The organism is Herbiconiux daphne (genome assembly GCF_024979295.1).
In the GTDB taxonomy this organism is placed as follows: Bacteria; Actinomycetota; Actinomycetes; order Actinomycetales; family Microbacteriaceae; genus Herbiconiux; species Herbiconiux daphnes.
Map to the genome: position 1 here is coordinate 285,328 of NZ_JANLCJ010000002.1, position 15,104 is coordinate 300,431.

Consider the following 15,104-nt stretch of genomic DNA (forward strand, 5'->3'; position numbering starts at 1 on the left):
GGGCAACCCCCCTTTCGGTCCGCGGCGCCGCCGACGCAGCGGCACCCCGGCTCGTGGCGCCCCACCCCGTGGCCGCGGCGTCTTCGGCGCGATGCGGGCGGCCGATAGCGTGGGCGGATGCAGATGGACGACTGGCAGGCACGCGTCACAGCCCTGTGGGCCGACGACACGATCGATGACGACGAGCGGGTCGAGCGGATGCGCGTCCTCGCCGAGCAGGCTCCGCACCCCGCGCTCGGTGCCTTCGAGCTGGGGGGCGCGTTCGACTCCGCGGCGCGCGAGGCCGAAGCCGACCGGCACTACGCTGCGGCGGCGGCATCCGGACTCGCGTCGATCGACCCGGCTCGGGCCGCTCAGCTGACGATTCAGCACGCGTCGACCCTGCGCAATCTGGGCCGCGTCGACGAGGCGATCGCGATGCTGGAGGCCGTGCCGGCGCATCCGGCGGTCGGTGCCGCACCGGCCGTGTTCCTCGCGCTCGCGCTGCACAGTGCCGGCCGCGGCGACGAGGCACTGCGGGTCGCGATCGAGGCGATCGAGCCGGGTCTGCCGCGCTACCACCGCTCGGTGCGGGCCTATGCGGCGGCGCTCACCGAGAGCGAAGTTGACTGATCATCACTTTACTGTTTAACCTGAAGACTCAGTAGCAGCGGGAGGGGCGCGATGCGAGCGATACCGCCGCCGATGGATGCCGCCATCGTGGCGGAGATCGACCGCCGGCTGCTCGAGGTGAGTGATCGCTTCGGCGTGAGGATTCCGTGGGCGATCGAGAGCGGTAGTCGGGCGTGGGGTTTCCCATCGCCCGACAGTGACTACGACTGCCGGTTTCTCTACCGTCAACCGCCCGATCGCTACCTGTCGCTGTGGGCTGGTCGCGACGTGATCGAGACGCCGTTGGACGCGATCTTCGATGTGAACGGGTGGGACATCGCGAAGGCAGTGCGACTCGTCACGAAGGGCAATGCGACCGCGCTCGAGTGGCTTCGGTCGCCGATCGTCTACTCGGGGTCGACCGCCTTTCGCGATGAGATGCTCGCGTTCGCCGAGCGGGTGGTCGAGCGGTCGTCGATCGGCCGGCACTACCTTCATGTGGCCGTTCAGCAGCGGGCGGGTGCTCAGACGCTGAAGCGCATCTTCTACGTGTTGAGGCCGGCGATGGCGCTGAGGTGGTTGCGCGCGCATCCGGGTGCCGCCGTCCCTCCCATGGATCTGCCCACGATGATGGCGGATTGCGAGGTCGCCCCTCCGGTGGCGCGGGCCATCGCCGAGCTCATGGCGGTCAAGGCCGTGACCCGCGAGCTGGGCACCGGAGCCATCCCGCCCATTCTTTCCCGCTTCATCGACGACGAGATCGACGCGGGCAGCCGTTTCGACGCCATGCCGCTCGAGCGGGATGCCGCGTGGGTGCGGCGGGAGGCAGACGCGTTCTTCCGCGGGCAGCTCGCCAGAAAATGAGCGAATGTCAGTGGTCGATGTTTGACTCTTCACATGGAGATCAGCCGACCTGACCTCGATGAGATCGCCTCCCAGCTCATCGATTGCTTCGGCGTGCCCACGGGGCGGCTCAGCGACGACGACCTGCTGAATCTGGCCGCGGCCGCCGAACGACTGGCGCGGGTCATCGGTGCGGCGCAGACCCTGCTGGCGGGCGAGATCGGCTCGCGCTCGCGCCCCGAACTGGGCGACGAAGGGTTGAGCCGGTCGCAGAACTTCACGACGCCCGTCAAACTGCTCGCCGCCGTCACCAAGGTCTCGCCCGGTGAAGCTCGTCGGCGACTCGAGCTCGGCGTTCGGTTGCGTGGCGCTGAGTTGCTTGGCGGTGCAGTCGGCCCGGCGCCCTATCCGCTGGTGTCGTCGGCGATGACCCGCGGCGACCTGAGCGTCGAGACCGCCGGCGTCATCAGCCGCGAGTGCGCCGGGCTCGCACAGCGCGGGGTCGACCCCTCAGCAGTCGGCGCGGCCGAAGAGACCTTGGTCGATTCGGCGACCGACCCGGCACTCACGGCCGACGACATCGCCCGACTGCGTGCGCATCCGCGAGACGCTCGACCCCGACGGCCTGGAGCCTCGCGCCGAAGCGCAGCACGAAGCGCGATCCCTCACCCTGGCCCGCAGCTCCGACGGCATGTATCGCGGGCGCATCGCCCTCGCCCCTGATGCGGCGGCGGTCTGGATCAATACGTTGCAGGCCCTCATCACCCCCCGCGCCGCGCCGCGTTTCGTGAGCGAAGACGACTACGTCGAGCAGACCATCACCGCCGACACCCGCACCGGTCCGCAGAAGATGGCGGATGCCGCCACCGAGGTCTTCAGCCGGGTCGCCGCCTCGCCCGACACGCCCCGCCTCGCCGGCGCGACCACCACCGTGAACGTGCACGTCACCCTCACCGACATCGAGCGCGGCAGCGGACCGGGCTGGGTCGACGGCCTCGACGAACCGGTGCCGATGTCGGTCGTCGCGCGGCTGCGCTGCACCTCGCCGACCGTCACGACCGTGTTCGGCGACCGTGGCGAGGTGCTCCACCACGGCAAGGCCCGACGCCTCTTCACCGGAGCCCAGAACCGCGCACTCGCCGCGAGAGACGGCGGGTGCATCTGGCCGGGTTGCGACCGCCCACCGTCCTGGTGCGAAACGCATCACGTCGACGAATGGATGTCGCACTCCCACCCACCCGGTCGAACCGACATCGACAACGGCGTGCTGCTGTGCCGGTTCCACCACAGCCACCTGCACAAGTCGAGTTGGCGTCTGGTGATGTCCGAGGGCGTCCCTCACGTCGTTCCACCCCGGTGGATCGACGTCTCCCAAACCCCGATCCGTGTCGCGCGTCGCAGGACTCTGCCCGCAGCTCGATCTGGTCCGCCGACCGCGGGTGCTCGGCCGCTGTCGCACGGCTTCGATCCCCCGCCCCGACATGCTTCACCCGACCACGACGACATCCGCAACACCGACGCCCGCGGTTCGGGATGACGGGTGGTGGCGAGCGCCGACGCATGTGGGCGACGGAGACTTCAATATCATGCGCGCCGTCAGTCTCGAAGGGGACCGCCTCCGATGCGCGCCGTCAGGCTCGGGGGCGACATCCTCCGCTGCGCGCGCACCGCGCAAGGGACGAGCTCGCCGCCGCCTCGCATACCCGACAGCGATAGCGACCGCGCCGGCCATCCGCTACCCACCACCCGGCGCGCGACGAAGCCCGGGGTGTCGGTGCGACCGTCCGATTAGCGCGCGCTCAGGCTCGACCACACACTCAGTCGAATGACCGCACGGGACGCAGCCGAGTAGGTCCCAGGCCCACCCGCGACCCCCGCCCACAACTCTTCGGCACATCCTTAAGCTGCGCGCAAGGCGACCCGACGCGCCGCCGCGCGCGCGGCGGGCCGCCCTCCGCAGCGCCCCTACCGCCAGCCGAGCGCCGGAGCGACCTCCGTGAGGATCGCGTCGATGACGTGCGCGTTGTAGGCGACACCGAGCTGGTTGGGCACGGTGAGCAACAGGGTGTCGGCCTCGGCGATGGCCTCGTCTTCGGCCAACTGCTTCACGAGGCGCTCGGGCTCGGCCGCATAGCTGCGACCGAAGATCGCCCGCAGGTTGGCGTCGATGTTGCCGATCTGGTCTTCGCTCTCGCCGCTGCCGCCGAAGTAGGCGCGGTCTTGGTCGTTGGTGATCGCGAAGATGCTGCGACTCACCGACACCCGCGGTTCGAAGTCGTGACCGGCCTCTTTCCACGCGTCACGGAACTCGCGGATCTGCGTCGCCTGCTGCACGTGGAACGGCTCTCCCGACTCATCGGCCTTCAGAGTCGACGACTGCAGGTTCATGCCCAGTTCCGCAGCCCACCGAGCGGTCGCGTTCGACGCCGCACCCCACCAGATGCGCTTCCGCAGACCCTCCGAATACGGCTCGATGCGCAGCAGCCCGGGCGGGTTGGGGAACATCGGCCGCGGGTTCGGCTGCGCGAACCCCTCGCCCTTCAGCACCTCGAGCAGCACTTTGGTGTGCTCGCGCGCGAGGTCGGCGTCATCCTGCCCCTCCGCGGGGCGATAGCCGAAGTAGCGCCAGCCCTCGATGACCTGCTCGGGTGACCCCCGGCTGATGCCGAGCTGCAGCCTGCCACCCGAGATGAGGTCGGCCGCACCGGCATCCTCGGCCATGTAGAACGGGTTCTCGTAGCGCATGTCGATGACGCCCGTGCCGATCTCGATCGTCGACGTGCGCGCGCCGACCGCTGCGAGCAGTGGGAACGGCGACCCGAGTTGCCGGGCGAAGTGATGCACCCGGAAGTACGCCCCATCGGCCCCCAACTCCTCCGCCGCGACCGCGAGGTCGATCGACTGCAGCAGCGTGTCGGCCGCCGAACGGGTCTGCGACTGGGGCGACGGCGTCCAGTGCCCGAAGGAGAGGAAGCCGATGTTCTTGCGGTTCGTTGCGCTCACGAGCCGTGCAACGCCGAATCAGCGGCGCACATTCCTCGCGCCGACGTGCCGCGGGAGGCCATGCTCACGACTCCTCGATGTCGGAGAACAGGATGCGCACACCACCGGTGGCCAGCCCGAAGATGCTCGGGAACAGCGCCGCCGCCTGCTCGGTGGCCACGGCCGCGCTCGCCGCGTCGTAATCGGTGAAGTAGAGGTCGACCTGGCGGTAGGCCGGCGTCGGGCTGCCGTCTTCTTTCGGCCAGACCTTCGCGCTCTCGACCCGCACGAGGCCAGGGAGGGCCTTCGCCAGGGTCACCTGCTCGGGGTAGCCGGCTTCGAAAGCGTCGGGGTCGGTGGGGTTGTCGTAGATGACGGTGATCTTCGTCGGCATGTCATGCCCTCTCGTCGAGCAAGGCCCGGCGGCCGGTCGGCCGTGAGCGCAGAGGAGCGGATGTCTCCACCCCTGAACGTTACGCCGACCAGCCGACACCTTCGAGAGCGGATGCCTCAGCGGTTGACGGCGCGACGGCCGGCGACGCGGGTCCAGATCAGCAGCACGATGATCGCGCCGATGACCGAGCCGATGATTCCGGCGGGCTGGAAGAAGCCGTCCATCGGGTCGTGCTGGAAGATGAGGAAGCCGAGGAATCCGCCGACGAACGACCCGACGATGCCGAGCACGATCGTCATGACGATCGAGATGTTCTGCCGGCCGGGCACGATGAGACGCGCGAGGGCTCCCGCGATGATGCCGATGACGATGAGGCTGATGATGAGACCGAGCATGGGGTTGCTCCTTCGATTCGGTGATGCATGAGGTGGTGGTGCACTGCAGCTGACCGAGGTCGGCTGTTTTCAGCGAACCAGGATGCCGCGGGCCCCGGGTCACCCCAAGGGGTGGTCTTTTCGACCCCTCCGCCTGGCCGCCCGAAGCCCGTGTAGCGTCGAGGCATGAGCGGAACCCTGCGCGACGGCCCTGTGCGCGACGGCCCTGTGCGCGACGGCCCCATCCGGGTGGCCCTGGTCGACGACTACGACGTCGTTCTCGCCGGCCTCGCGCACATGTTCGACCGCTACCGCGATCGCGTCGTCGTGTGCGAGATCGATGCGAACGCGCAGCTCGACGACGAGGTCGACATCGTTCTGTACGACTCCTTCGCCCAACCGGAATCCGACCATTCCGAACTCGGCGCCCTGGTGCGCAACCCGCGCGCGAGCCGGGTGGTGGTCTACACCTGGAACTTCCACCCCGACCTGGTCGAGAGCGCTCGGCAGCAGGGCATCCACGGCTATCTCTCGAAGACCCTCCCGGCCCGCGACCTGGTCGCCGCGCTCGAGGCCGTGCACTCGGGCGAGACCATCGTCAGCGAGCCGCCGCATCGTGCCCGCAGCGCGATCGGCCTCGACTGGCCGGGACGGCACGAGGGCCTCACCGACCGCGAGAGCGAAATTCTCGCCCTGATCACCCAGGGCAAGAACAATGCCGAGGTCGCGACCCTGACCTACCTGAGCCCCAACACGGTGAAGACCTACATCCGCAGCACTTACCGCAAGATCGACGTCACCAGCCGCACCCAGGCCGTGCTCTGGGGCGTCGCCCACGGCTTCACCCCCGACCACCACCGCATCGACCACTGGCTCGGCGGCCCCTGAGAACATCGGAACACCGCGTAGCCTCGACTCCGCGGGGTGCTGAAAAGGAATGGTCATGGCACGTTCGTCGGAACTCTCGAGTCCGTTCGAGGGATTGCATGCAACACCCACCGCGCGACTCCCCTATCAGGCCGACGTGGTGTTGCGGTCGTACCTGCTGGAGCGCCCCGAGGGGAACGTCATCGTCTACAACTCCCCCGGTGTGACGGCCGCGGCATCCGCGATCCGCGCGTTCGGGCCGGTGGAGCGGCTGCTGATCAATCACGAGCACGAGGCGATGTACGGTGCTCCCGATCTGGACGCACCGGTCTTCGTGCACGAACGCGACCGCGCGGCGACCGCCCGATCGATGTCGGTGGCAGGCGTGTTCACCGAGCGCGAGCGACTGGGCGACGACCTCGAGGTGATTCCGACCCCGGGGCACACCCCGGGAACGACGTCGTTCTTGTGGAACAACGGTCGGCTGCGCTTTCTCTTCACCGGGGACTTTATGTGGATCGAGAACGGAGAATGGCACGCCGTCGTTCTCGACCCCTCATCACAGCCCGCCTATCTCCAGAGCCTGGCGCTGGTGCGCGAGCTCGAGTTCGATGTGCTGGTGCCTTGGGGTGTGACGGAGGGTGACGCCGGGTTCGCCCACGTCGACCGCACGGAATCCCGCTCGCGGGTGGACGCAATCATCCGCCGGGTCAAGGCCGGCGAGAACCGATGACTTCGACCACGCCGCCCGACCGTGCCGTGCCGAATCTGCCGTCGCGCGACTTCGACGGCACGGAGGCGTTCTACCGCGCCTTCGGGTTCACGACCTCGTTCCGTGACGAGGGGTGGATGATCCTCACCCGCGGCGGCCTCCAGCTGGAGTTCTTTCCGGCACCCGCACTCGACCCGCTGTCGAGCAGCTTCATGTGCTGCCTGCGGGTGGCCGACGTCGACGAGCTCTACGACGCCATCCGTCGGTCGGGCGTGCCCGAGAAGACGACCGGGATGCCGCGGCTGCACCCGGTGCGCGCGCAGGAATGGGGCTTCCGCGCCGGCTACCTCGTCGACCCCGACGGCACGCAGCTGACCCTGATCGAGCAGCGAGGCTGACCCTGATCGACTAGCGCAGCTGACGGCGAAACGCGGCTCAGCGCTGCCGCGGGGACGCCGCGACCAGCGACTCGAGCTCGGCCTCGATCAGGGCCAGCGTGTCATACCGGGCCGCGGCCGACGCCAGTCGCTCGGCGGCCGCCCGGTAGGCGGGGTCGTCGAGCACCTGCAGCACCGCCTGCCGCACCGCGTCGGGCGTCGGAGTGCCCGTTCGCAGATTCACCCCGGCGCCCGACCACGCGACGCGCGCGGCCACCTCGGGTTTGTCTTCGGTGTCGCCGGCCACCACGATCGGCACGCCTTCGCTCAGCGCGTGCTGCACACCGCCGTAGCCGCCATTGGTCACGTAGACCGCGGTGCGGGCGAGCAGCTCATCGTAGGGCAGGTAGGAGGCGACCCGCGCGTTCGACGGCACCCCCTCGAGTTCCGAAGCCGGCCGGCCGCCGAGGGAGACGACCACGAGCACGTCGAGACCGTCGAGCGCGTCGAGCGTCGGCCGGATCAGTCGATCGAGATCGCGGTTGTCGATGGTGCCCTGCGTGACGTGCACGATCGGCCGCGAACCGTCGAGGTCGGCCCACCACTCGGGCAGCGGCGGCGCACCGGCGTCCGTCGCATCCGCCGCATCCGTCGTCCCGGTCGCTCCCGTTGCCCCCATCGCTCGCTTTTCGGCCTTTCCTCCCGCGGGCGGCATCGCGCCGACGAAGACGGTGTTGGGAGCGATGTCGCTGCGCGGGTATTCGAACGCGGCGGCGCTGAGTTGCAAAAAACGGTCGAAGGCGCTCGAGATGTCCATGACGAAGAGGTCGAGCGGCGCGATTCCGAGGTCGGCGAAGATCGCCTCCGCGACCTTCTGGGTGCGGCGGAACAACACCCGCCGCGCGACCACGTCGAGCACGCGATTGCGCGCGCGGCCGATCACGCTCGACGACGGCGGCATCCCGGTTCCCGCCGGCGCCACGTCGCGGCTGCGCTGGGTGAGCGGGGTCACCCCGAGTGCTACGACCGGCGGGCGCGGCCCGGAGCGCAGCAGCAGCGGCGCCACTCCCCCGAAGGCGCCGTCGACGAGCACCGCATCCGGATGCTCGTCGTCGATGATGCGCTGAACCGCCTTCGCCTGGTCGGGAATGGTCTTCACGAAGATCGACTGGATGTCGTATTGCGCCTGGGCGAGGCCGCGATAGCGATCGCGGTCGGGCAGATAGCTCGGCACGTCTCGATCATCGAAGTCGGCGATGCCGCCGAGCGGCCGGAACTCCGCCCCGATCGCCCTGACCCGGCCCGCGAACCGGCTGCCGGTGAGCACGACGACCCGATGGCCGCGTGCGACGAGGTGACGAGCCGCCTCGAGCATCGGCACGGCGTGACCATGGATGGGCGAGCTGCACACGAGATAGGTGGCCATGGCTCTGTTGTAGCACACCGTTATTGATTAGGATAGGGCTCTAATCAACGCGATCGACGGTCGACACAGATCGGCCGACACAACTCGGTCGAGAGGCGACCAGCGGGCTCGGCGAGCGGGCGGCACGAGGAGGCACGACGATCATGACCACGCGGCAGTACTCGTCGCCGATCCGGCAGGAGGCGTCGGCGCACACGCGCAGGCGCATCGTGCAGGCCGCCGCGACCCTCTTCTCCCGCGACGGCTACCAGGGCACGACGCTGCCCGCCATCGCGAAAGAGGCGGGGGTGTCCGTGCAGAGCGTTCACCTCGCCGGGCCGAAGAGCGCGCTGCTCATGGCGGCCTTCGAGCTCTCGCTCGCCGGCGACGAGGGAACCCATCCGCTGCACGAACGGCCCGCCGTCGCGGCGATCATGCAACTGCCCCCGGCGCAGGCACTGCCGGCCTACGTGCAGTTCCTCGCCGAGGCCAACGCCCGTTCGGCCGGCGTCGACCGTGCGCTCTCGGTGGCCGCCGAGACGGATGTCGCGGTCGCCGCGCTCGTGGCAGACCTCAACCAGCGGCGGCACCTCGACATCCGCATGGCGATCACCTGGTGCGACGCCCACGGGCTGCTGCACGGCGACGCCGACCCCGACGAGCGCACCGAGACGCTCACCTGGCTGGTCTCGCCGGCGACCTACCGGTTCTTCGCCCACGAACGCGGGTGGAGCGACGACCACTATCGCGCTTGGCTCGGCGACGCCATCGAACGCCTGGTGTTGCGCGCGCCCTGATCCCTCGCGCATTTTCAGGATACCGGTCGCCCGGGGGCTTGCCGCAAGACCCCCCGGAGCGGGCAGAATAACACGCTGCGACGCGGGACACAGCTAAGCCGCCCCACGTGCGTCGCCACACGAGAGCAGGGAACAGGGAGCAGGGAGCAGGTCTTGGGTTCGACGATGTTCGACGTGATCATCAGCGGCGGCGGGCCAACCGGCATGATGCTGGCCGGCGAGCTGCGGCTGCACGGGGTCGACGTGCTGGTGCTCGAGAAAGACGAGCAGCCGAACCCCGCGGTGCGGTCGCTCGGCCTGCACCCGCGCAGCATCGAGGTGCTCGCCCAGCGCGGACTGCTCGAGCGCTTCCTCGCCGTGGGGCAGCAGTATCCGGGGGCCGCGGGGCGCTTCGCCGGCATCGTGCCCCCTCACCCGCCGACGCTCGACACCGCTCATGACTACATCCTCGGCATCCCTCAGCCCGTCACCGATCGCCTGCTCGCCGACTGGGCGACGGAGCGGGGTGCGCAGATCCGGCGAGGCATCGAGGTGACAGGCTTCGAGCAGCACGCTGAGGGTGTCGACGTCCACCTCGCCGACGGCAGCCGGCTGCGATCGCGATGGCTGGTGGGCTGCGACGGCGGTCGCAGCCTGGTGCGACGGATGCTCGGCGTCGGCTTTCCCGGGGAGCCCGCGACGACCGAGTGGCTGCTCGGCGAGGTCGCCGTCACGGCCGAGGCCGACGAGGTGGCGGCGGTGTCGGAGCGCGTGCGCAGAACCCATCGGGGGTTCGGCATCGGCCCCGCGGCCGACGGGTTGTACCGGGCCGTCGTGCCCGCGGCATCCGTGGCCGACGACCGGGCGGTGCCGCCGACGCTCGAGGAGTTCCGCACGCAACTGCGCGCCATCGCCGGCACCGACTTCGGCGCGCACTCACCCCGCTCGCTCACCCGGTTCGGCGACGCCACCCGGCTCGCCGACCGTTACCGCGTGGGGCGGGTGCTGCTCGCCGGCGATGCGGCGCACGTGCACCCGCCGCTCGGGGGGCAGGGGCTCAACCTCGGCATCCAGGACGCGTTCAACCTCGGCTGGAAGCTCGCCGCCGAGGTCGCCGGGTGGGCGCCCGACGGACTGCTCGACAGCTACGTCGAGGAGCGGCATCCGGTCGCCGAGGAGGTGCTCACGCTCACACGAGCGCAGAGCGAACTGCTGCTGCCCGACCCGGGGCCGCAGGCCGTGCGCCGGCTGCTGACCGAGTTGGTCGGTCTCGACGACGTGAGCCGGTTTCTGGCCGAGAAGGTGAGCGGCATCGGCATCCGCTACGACCTCGGCGGCGACGGTGGCGACCGTGGTCATGACGACAAGGCCGGCGAGAACCCGCTCGTCGGCTGTCACCTGCCCGACCTGCCGCTGTCTCGCGGAACGCTCTACGACCTCACCCACGCCGGCCGCGGTCTGCTGCTCGACCGCACCGGGTCGCTCACGGCGTCGGGCTGGGCCGATCGGGTCGACCGGGCGCCGGTCGCGAGCGTCGAGCTCGACGCGCCTGCCGTGCTGCTGCGACCCGACGGCTACGTGGCGTGGGTCGGCGACGACGTGCCCACACCCGCGTCGGAACGGTAGATTCGACGATGAGCGCGAGCCATCACGCACCGAACCAGGAGAAGCCATGACCGAATCGGCGCCCATCGATCCCACCGCCACCGACGCCTGGAAGCAGCTCGAAGGCATCGCGAGCGGGTTCACCCCCGATCTGCGCGGCTGGTTCGCCGACGACGCCGACCGAGCCGCGACCTACACCTTCCAGGCCGCCGACCTCACGGTCGACCTGTCGAAGAACCTGGTGACCGAGCAGATCCTCACGCACCTGCTCGCGCTCGCCGAGGACGCCGGCGTGGCCGAGCGCTACCAGGCGATGATCTCCGGTCAGCACATCAACGTCACCGAAGACCGCGCCGTGCTCCATACCGCGCTCCGCCGCCCGGCTGCCGGCACCCCCGGTGCCGACACGCTCGATCCCGCCGCCGGTTTCGTGGTCGACGGCGCCGACATCGACGCCGAGGTGCACGGCACCCTCGACAAGGTCTTCGCGTTCGCCGACAAGGTGCGCAGCGGCGAGTGGGTCGGCGTCACCGGCAAGCGCATCGAGACCGTGGTCAACATCGGCATCGGCGGATCGGACCTCGGCCCCGTCATGGTCTACGAGGCGCTGAAGCCATATGTGCAAGAAGGTCTCGAAGCGCGTTTCGTGTCGAACATCGACCCGAGCGACATCTACGAGAAGACCGCCGATCTCGACCCCGAGACCACGCTGTTCATCGTCGCCTCGAAGACCTTCGGCACGCTCGAGACGCTCACCAACGCCCGCCTGGCCCGGCAGTGGCTGTGGGAGCGGCTCGGCGCATCCGGAGCCATCCCCGCCGACGACAGCCCCGCGGGCGACGAGGCACGCACCGCCGCCGTCGCCAAGCACTTCGTCGCCGTGTCGACGGCTCTCGACAAGGTCGCCGCGTTCGGCATCGACCCCGAGAACGCCTTCGGCTTCTGGGACTGGGTGGGTGGCCGCTACTCGGTCGACTCGGCCATCGGCACCTCGGTGGCCATCGCGATCGGGCCCGACGGGTTCCGCGAGTTCCTCGCCGGCTTCCACGCCATCGACGAGCACATGCGCACCACGCCGCTCGAGCGCAACGTGCCGGTGCTGATGGGGCTGCTGAACGTCTGGTACACGAACTTCCTCGGGGCCCAGAGCCACGCCGTGCTGCCCTATGCGCAATACCTGCACCGCTTCCCGGCCTACCTGCAGCAGCTCACCATGGAGTCGAACGGCAAGCGCGTGCGCTGGGACGGCTCCCCCGTCACCACCGACACCGGTGAGATCTTCTGGGGCGAGCCCGGCACCAACGGCCAGCACGCGTTCTATCAGCTCATCCACCAGGGCACGCGCCTCATTCCGGCCGACTTCATCGCGGTGGCCAACCCCGCGCATCCGTTGAAGGACGACACCGGCGACGGCAACGCCGTGCAGCCGGGCGCCGACGTGCACGCGCTGTTCCTCGCGAACTTCTTCGCGCAGACCAAGGCGCTCGCGTTCGGCAAGACGGCCGACGAGGTGCGTGCCGAGGGAACCGCGGAGGCGGTCGTTCCGGCGCGCGTGTTCCCGGGCAACCGGCCCACGACGTCGATTCTCGCGCCGGCGCTCACCCCGAGCGTGGTGGGCCAGCTGATCGCGCTGTACGAGCACATCGTGTTCACCGAGGGCACCATCTGGGGCATCGACTCGTTCGACCAGTGGGGTGTCGAGCTCGGCAAGCAGCTCGCCCTCGAGATCGCCCCGGCGGTCGACGGGGATGCCGCGGCCCTCGCGTCGCAGGACTCCTCGACCAAGGCGCTCATCGCCCGCTACCTCGAGCTGCGGGGCGAGTAGGCGCGAGGTTCGGCCGGCGGGCTCGCCGGCGACCAGCGGGTGGCTGCCAGCGGCCGGCTGCCGGCTGCCCGGACGGTCAGCCCTCGCGCGTCGCGAGGTCGTCGTCGGTGATCGCGCGCACGACCCGCGCCGGAACCCCGACGGCGACCGTCATCGCCGGCACGTCGTGGGTGACGACGCTGCCGGCGCCGATCACCGAGCCGTAGCCCAGTCGCACGCCCGGCATGATCACCGCGTTCGCGCCGATCCACACCTTGTGCTCAACGACGATCGGCTCCGAGAACCGGGCGAAGTCGACGCGGCGACTCGGATGCACCGGATGCCCCGTGGTCGTCAGCGTCACGCTCGGCGCGATCATCACGCCGTCGCCGATGGTGATGGCGACGTCTCGCGCCGGCGCTCAGCACGACCGGATGGTGTGTGGTTGTAGTCGAAGATCAGGTCGGCCCGTCGCTGCGGGGCCTGGAAGGCGGCCTCCGTCTCGGAGTAGATCAGGCCGTTCCGGATGCGTCTCAGCACGTCGTCTCGAGTGTCGTCGACGCGACCATTCTCGCGCGGGACCGGCGGGGCGGGAACGGGCGCGGCGTCGGGTGCGGGACGGTTGCGCGACGGGCGCGCGATCGGGTGCGGGAACCGCCGCGCGGGGCTAGGGTCGCGACCATGAGCGATGACAACACCCAGGACCAGCCGATCATGGCCGGATCCGATGAGGCGACCGACGACGAGAAGTCCGACGGCCGTGACGCGCAGGAGCGCGCCGACGCCGCGTTCTATGACGGCAAAGACGCCACGAACGCCAACCAGCCAGAGCCCGATCCCGCCGTCTCGACCTACGTCAACCCGTCGAGCAGCGACCTGTCGCACGGCACGGACGTCGACGCCGACGCCGACGATCAGTGACCGCCGATCGGTGACCGCCGCCCGGTGACCGCCGACCGGTGACCATCGCCCTCTGGCCGGTCAGCCCGAGGGCCGGCTGTCGTCGTCGACGGGCGCGAACGAGCCCCGGAACGCCCGCCGCGGGTGCTCAAGCGATCTGAGCGGCGTCGTGTCGCTGCCGGTCAGCGCCTCGCTCACCCAGCCGAGCAGCACCCGAACCTTCTTCGGCACGGTGGGCAGCGCGAGCAGATGGTAGCCGCGGTGCGCCAGCCAGGCCGGCAGCCCGCGAAGCTTGATGCCCTTGATGTTGGCCGCTCCGGTGGCCACGCCGAAGCTCGCGACCGTTCCGAGCGACGGATGCCGGTACTCCTCGAGCGGGCGACCACCGAGTTCGGCCACGATGTTGCGGGCCACCACCGGCCCCTGCCGCAGCGCGTTCTGAGCGTTGGGCGGGTAGTAGGCCGGCTGCTTCGCCGCGGTCAGGTCGGGGATCTGCGCGATGTCGCCGATGGCCCAGACCCCGTCGACGCGCGAGCCGTCGTCGCGCACCACCGCGAGCGTCGCATCCGCGATCACATGCCCCTTGGGTCCGCGGGGAAGGTCGGTGGCGTCCAGCACGGGGTTGGGCTGCACGCCGGCCGTCCAGACCAGGGTGTCGGCCTCGATCGACTCCCCCGTCGACAGCACCACCACCCCGTCGACGCAGGACTCGACCGTCGTCTTCAGCCGCACGTCGATGCCCCGGTCGCGAAGATGCTGCAACGACCAGGCCGAGAGCTCGGGGCCGACCTCCGGCGCGACGCGGTCGAGGGCTTCGATGAGGATCCACCGGAGTTCCGCGATGTCGAGCGACGGATACTCCCGGATGGCCAGGCGACTGAGCTTCTCGAGCTCGGAGAGGGCCTCGACGCCGGTGTAGCCGGCCCCGACGAAGAAGAACGTGAGCGCGCGGCGGCGCTCGCGCTCATCGGTGGTGTTCGCGGCGATCGACACCTGCTCGAGCACGTGGTTGTGCGCGAACACCGCTTCTTCGAGGGTCTTGAAGCCGATGCCGAACTCCTCGAGCCCGGGAGTCGGGAACACCCGGGTCACCGCCCCCATCGCGATGATCACGTGGTCGTAGGAGAGCTCGATGCTGCGGCCGTCGACGCGTGCGACGGTGGCTTTCTTCGCGGCCCGGTCGAGGCCGGTCACGGAACCCCGGATGACGCGGCAGCGTCGAAGCGTGCTCCGCAGCGGAATGGCCACGTCTGCCGGATGCACGTGCCCTCCGGCGACCTCGGGCAGCAGCGGCTGGTAGGTCGTGTAGGGACTCGGGTCGACCACGGTGATGGCGAGCGGTTGCGCGCCTTCCCGCTGCAGCGTCCGCGCCGCGTACAGACCTCCGTAGCCGCCGCCGAGGATCAGGATCTTCTGCGCTCTGAGTGCCATACGCCACACCGTACGCCGCCCGGCGCCCGGGCGCGCCCCGGGG

General features: G+C 69.9%; 18 protein-coding genes. 11 read left to right on the forward strand and 7 right to left on the reverse strand.

The features are described from left to right. The first annotated feature begins 117 nt into the window (after positions 1-117). The 4 genes from N1032_RS06820 to N1032_RS06835 are packed head-to-tail and all read left to right on the forward strand — an operon-like array spanning position 118 to position 2,971. The gene (locus tag N1032_RS06820) at positions 118-612 is read left to right on the forward strand and encodes a tetratricopeptide repeat protein (RefSeq protein WP_259538269.1); all 495 of its coding nucleotides are present in this window, start codon (positions 118-120) and stop codon (positions 610-612) included. A 51-nt stretch (positions 613-663) separates the two neighbouring features. Continuing rightward, on the forward strand, positions 664-1,455 hold the full coding sequence (locus tag N1032_RS06825; protein WP_259538270.1) for a nucleotidyltransferase domain-containing protein: 792 nt from the start codon (positions 664-666) through the stop codon (positions 1,453-1,455). A 33-nt stretch (positions 1,456-1,488) separates the two neighbouring features. Continuing rightward, positions 1,489-2,157, forward strand: coding sequence for a hypothetical protein (locus N1032_RS06830; RefSeq protein WP_259538271.1), 669 nt, complete (start codon positions 1,489-1,491; stop codon positions 2,155-2,157). Continuing rightward, positions 2,060-2,971 (forward strand): HNH endonuclease signature motif containing protein, encoded by a 912-nt coding sequence (locus tag N1032_RS06835; protein WP_259538666.1) that lies wholly within the window; start codon positions 2,060-2,062, stop codon positions 2,969-2,971. The genes N1032_RS06830 and N1032_RS06835 overlap by 98 nt, the downstream gene beginning before the upstream one ends. Before the next feature lie 428 nt (positions 2,972-3,399). Here the strand turns inward: N1032_RS06835 and N1032_RS06840 are convergent, their stop codons facing one another. From N1032_RS06840 to N1032_RS06850, 3 genes are all read right to left on the reverse strand, one after another. Further along, complete coding sequence (locus N1032_RS06840) at positions 3,400-4,437, reverse strand: LLM class flavin-dependent oxidoreductase (protein ID WP_259538272.1); 1,038 nt, start codon at positions 4,435-4,437, stop codon at positions 3,400-3,402. A 64-nt stretch (positions 4,438-4,501) separates the two neighbouring features. Beyond that, positions 4,502-4,810 carry an EthD family reductase gene (locus N1032_RS06845; RefSeq protein ID WP_259538273.1) on the reverse strand — a complete coding sequence of 103 codons (309 nt, stop codon included), beginning with the start codon at positions 4,808-4,810 and terminating at the stop codon, positions 4,502-4,504. Positions 4,811-4,926: 116 nt separating this feature from the next. After that, positions 4,927-5,205 (reverse strand): GlsB/YeaQ/YmgE family stress response membrane protein, encoded by a 279-nt coding sequence (locus N1032_RS06850; RefSeq protein WP_259538274.1) that lies wholly within the window; start codon positions 5,203-5,205, stop codon positions 4,927-4,929. 165 nt (positions 5,206-5,370) lie between these two features. Here N1032_RS06850 and N1032_RS06855 point away from each other — a divergent pair, with 165 nt between their 5' ends. Genes N1032_RS06855 through N1032_RS06865 form a run of 3 tightly spaced genes read left to right on the forward strand, consistent with a single transcriptional unit; the run spans position 5,371 to position 7,161 of the window. After that, complete coding sequence (locus N1032_RS06855; protein WP_259538275.1) at positions 5,371-6,072, forward strand: response regulator transcription factor; 702 nt, start codon at positions 5,371-5,373, stop codon at positions 6,070-6,072. Positions 6,073-6,127: 55 nt separating this feature from the next. Continuing rightward, positions 6,128-6,784 carry an MBL fold metallo-hydrolase gene (locus N1032_RS06860; protein WP_259538276.1) on the forward strand — a complete coding sequence of 219 codons (657 nt, stop codon included), beginning with the start codon at positions 6,128-6,130 and terminating at the stop codon, positions 6,782-6,784. Further along, complete coding sequence (locus N1032_RS06865; RefSeq protein ID WP_259538277.1) at positions 6,781-7,161, forward strand: bleomycin resistance protein; 381 nt, start codon at positions 6,781-6,783, stop codon at positions 7,159-7,161. Before N1032_RS06860 ends, N1032_RS06865 begins: the two co-directional genes overlap by 4 nt. Positions 7,162-7,198: 37 nt before the next feature. On the opposite strand, the gene N1032_RS06870 is transcribed toward N1032_RS06865, so the two are convergent. Then, positions 7,199-8,566 carry a glycosyltransferase gene (locus tag N1032_RS06870; RefSeq protein WP_259538278.1) on the reverse strand — a complete coding sequence of 456 codons (1,368 nt, stop codon included), beginning with the start codon at positions 8,564-8,566 and terminating at the stop codon, positions 7,199-7,201. Positions 8,567-8,709: 143 nt separating this feature from the next. On the opposite strand from N1032_RS06870, the gene N1032_RS06875 reads away from it, so the two are divergent. The 3 genes from N1032_RS06875 (at position 8,710) to pgi (ending at position 12,751) form a co-directional block, all read left to right on the forward strand. Beyond that, the gene (locus tag N1032_RS06875; protein WP_259538279.1) at positions 8,710-9,342 is read left to right on the forward strand and encodes a TetR/AcrR family transcriptional regulator; all 633 of its coding nucleotides are present in this window, start codon (positions 8,710-8,712) and stop codon (positions 9,340-9,342) included. Between the two features lie 165 nt (positions 9,343-9,507). Further along, a complete protein-coding gene (locus N1032_RS06880) occupies positions 9,508-10,947 on the forward strand; it encodes an FAD-dependent monooxygenase (protein WP_259538667.1) in 1,440 nt (479 codons plus the stop codon). 46 nt (positions 10,948-10,993) lie between these two features. Then, on the forward strand, positions 10,994-12,751 hold the full coding sequence (gene pgi, locus N1032_RS06885) for a glucose-6-phosphate isomerase (RefSeq protein ID WP_259538280.1): 1,758 nt from the start codon (positions 10,994-10,996) through the stop codon (positions 12,749-12,751). 76 nt (positions 12,752-12,827) lie between these two features. Here pgi and N1032_RS06890 read toward each other — a convergent pair whose 3' ends face one another. After that, positions 12,828-13,109: a DapH/DapD/GlmU-related protein gene (locus N1032_RS06890; RefSeq protein WP_259538668.1), complete on the reverse strand. Its 282-nt coding sequence runs from the start codon at positions 13,107-13,109 to the stop codon at positions 12,828-12,830. Next, on the reverse strand, positions 13,109-13,270 hold the full coding sequence (locus tag N1032_RS06895) for an LbetaH domain-containing protein (protein WP_259538281.1): 162 nt from the start codon (positions 13,268-13,270) through the stop codon (positions 13,109-13,111). The genes N1032_RS06890 and N1032_RS06895 overlap by 1 nt, the downstream gene beginning before the upstream one ends. 141 nt (positions 13,271-13,411) lie before the next feature. Here N1032_RS06895 and N1032_RS06900 point away from each other — a divergent pair, with 141 nt between their 5' ends. Next, on the forward strand, positions 13,412-13,651 hold the full coding sequence (locus N1032_RS06900) for a hypothetical protein (protein WP_259538282.1): 240 nt from the start codon (positions 13,412-13,414) through the stop codon (positions 13,649-13,651). A 60-nt stretch (positions 13,652-13,711) separates the two neighbouring features. On the opposite strand, the gene N1032_RS06905 is transcribed toward N1032_RS06900, so the two are convergent. Next, a complete protein-coding gene (locus N1032_RS06905) occupies positions 13,712-15,061 on the reverse strand; it encodes an NAD(P)/FAD-dependent oxidoreductase (protein ID WP_259538283.1) in 1,350 nt (449 codons plus the stop codon). Positions 15,062-15,104 lie beyond the last annotated feature (43 nt).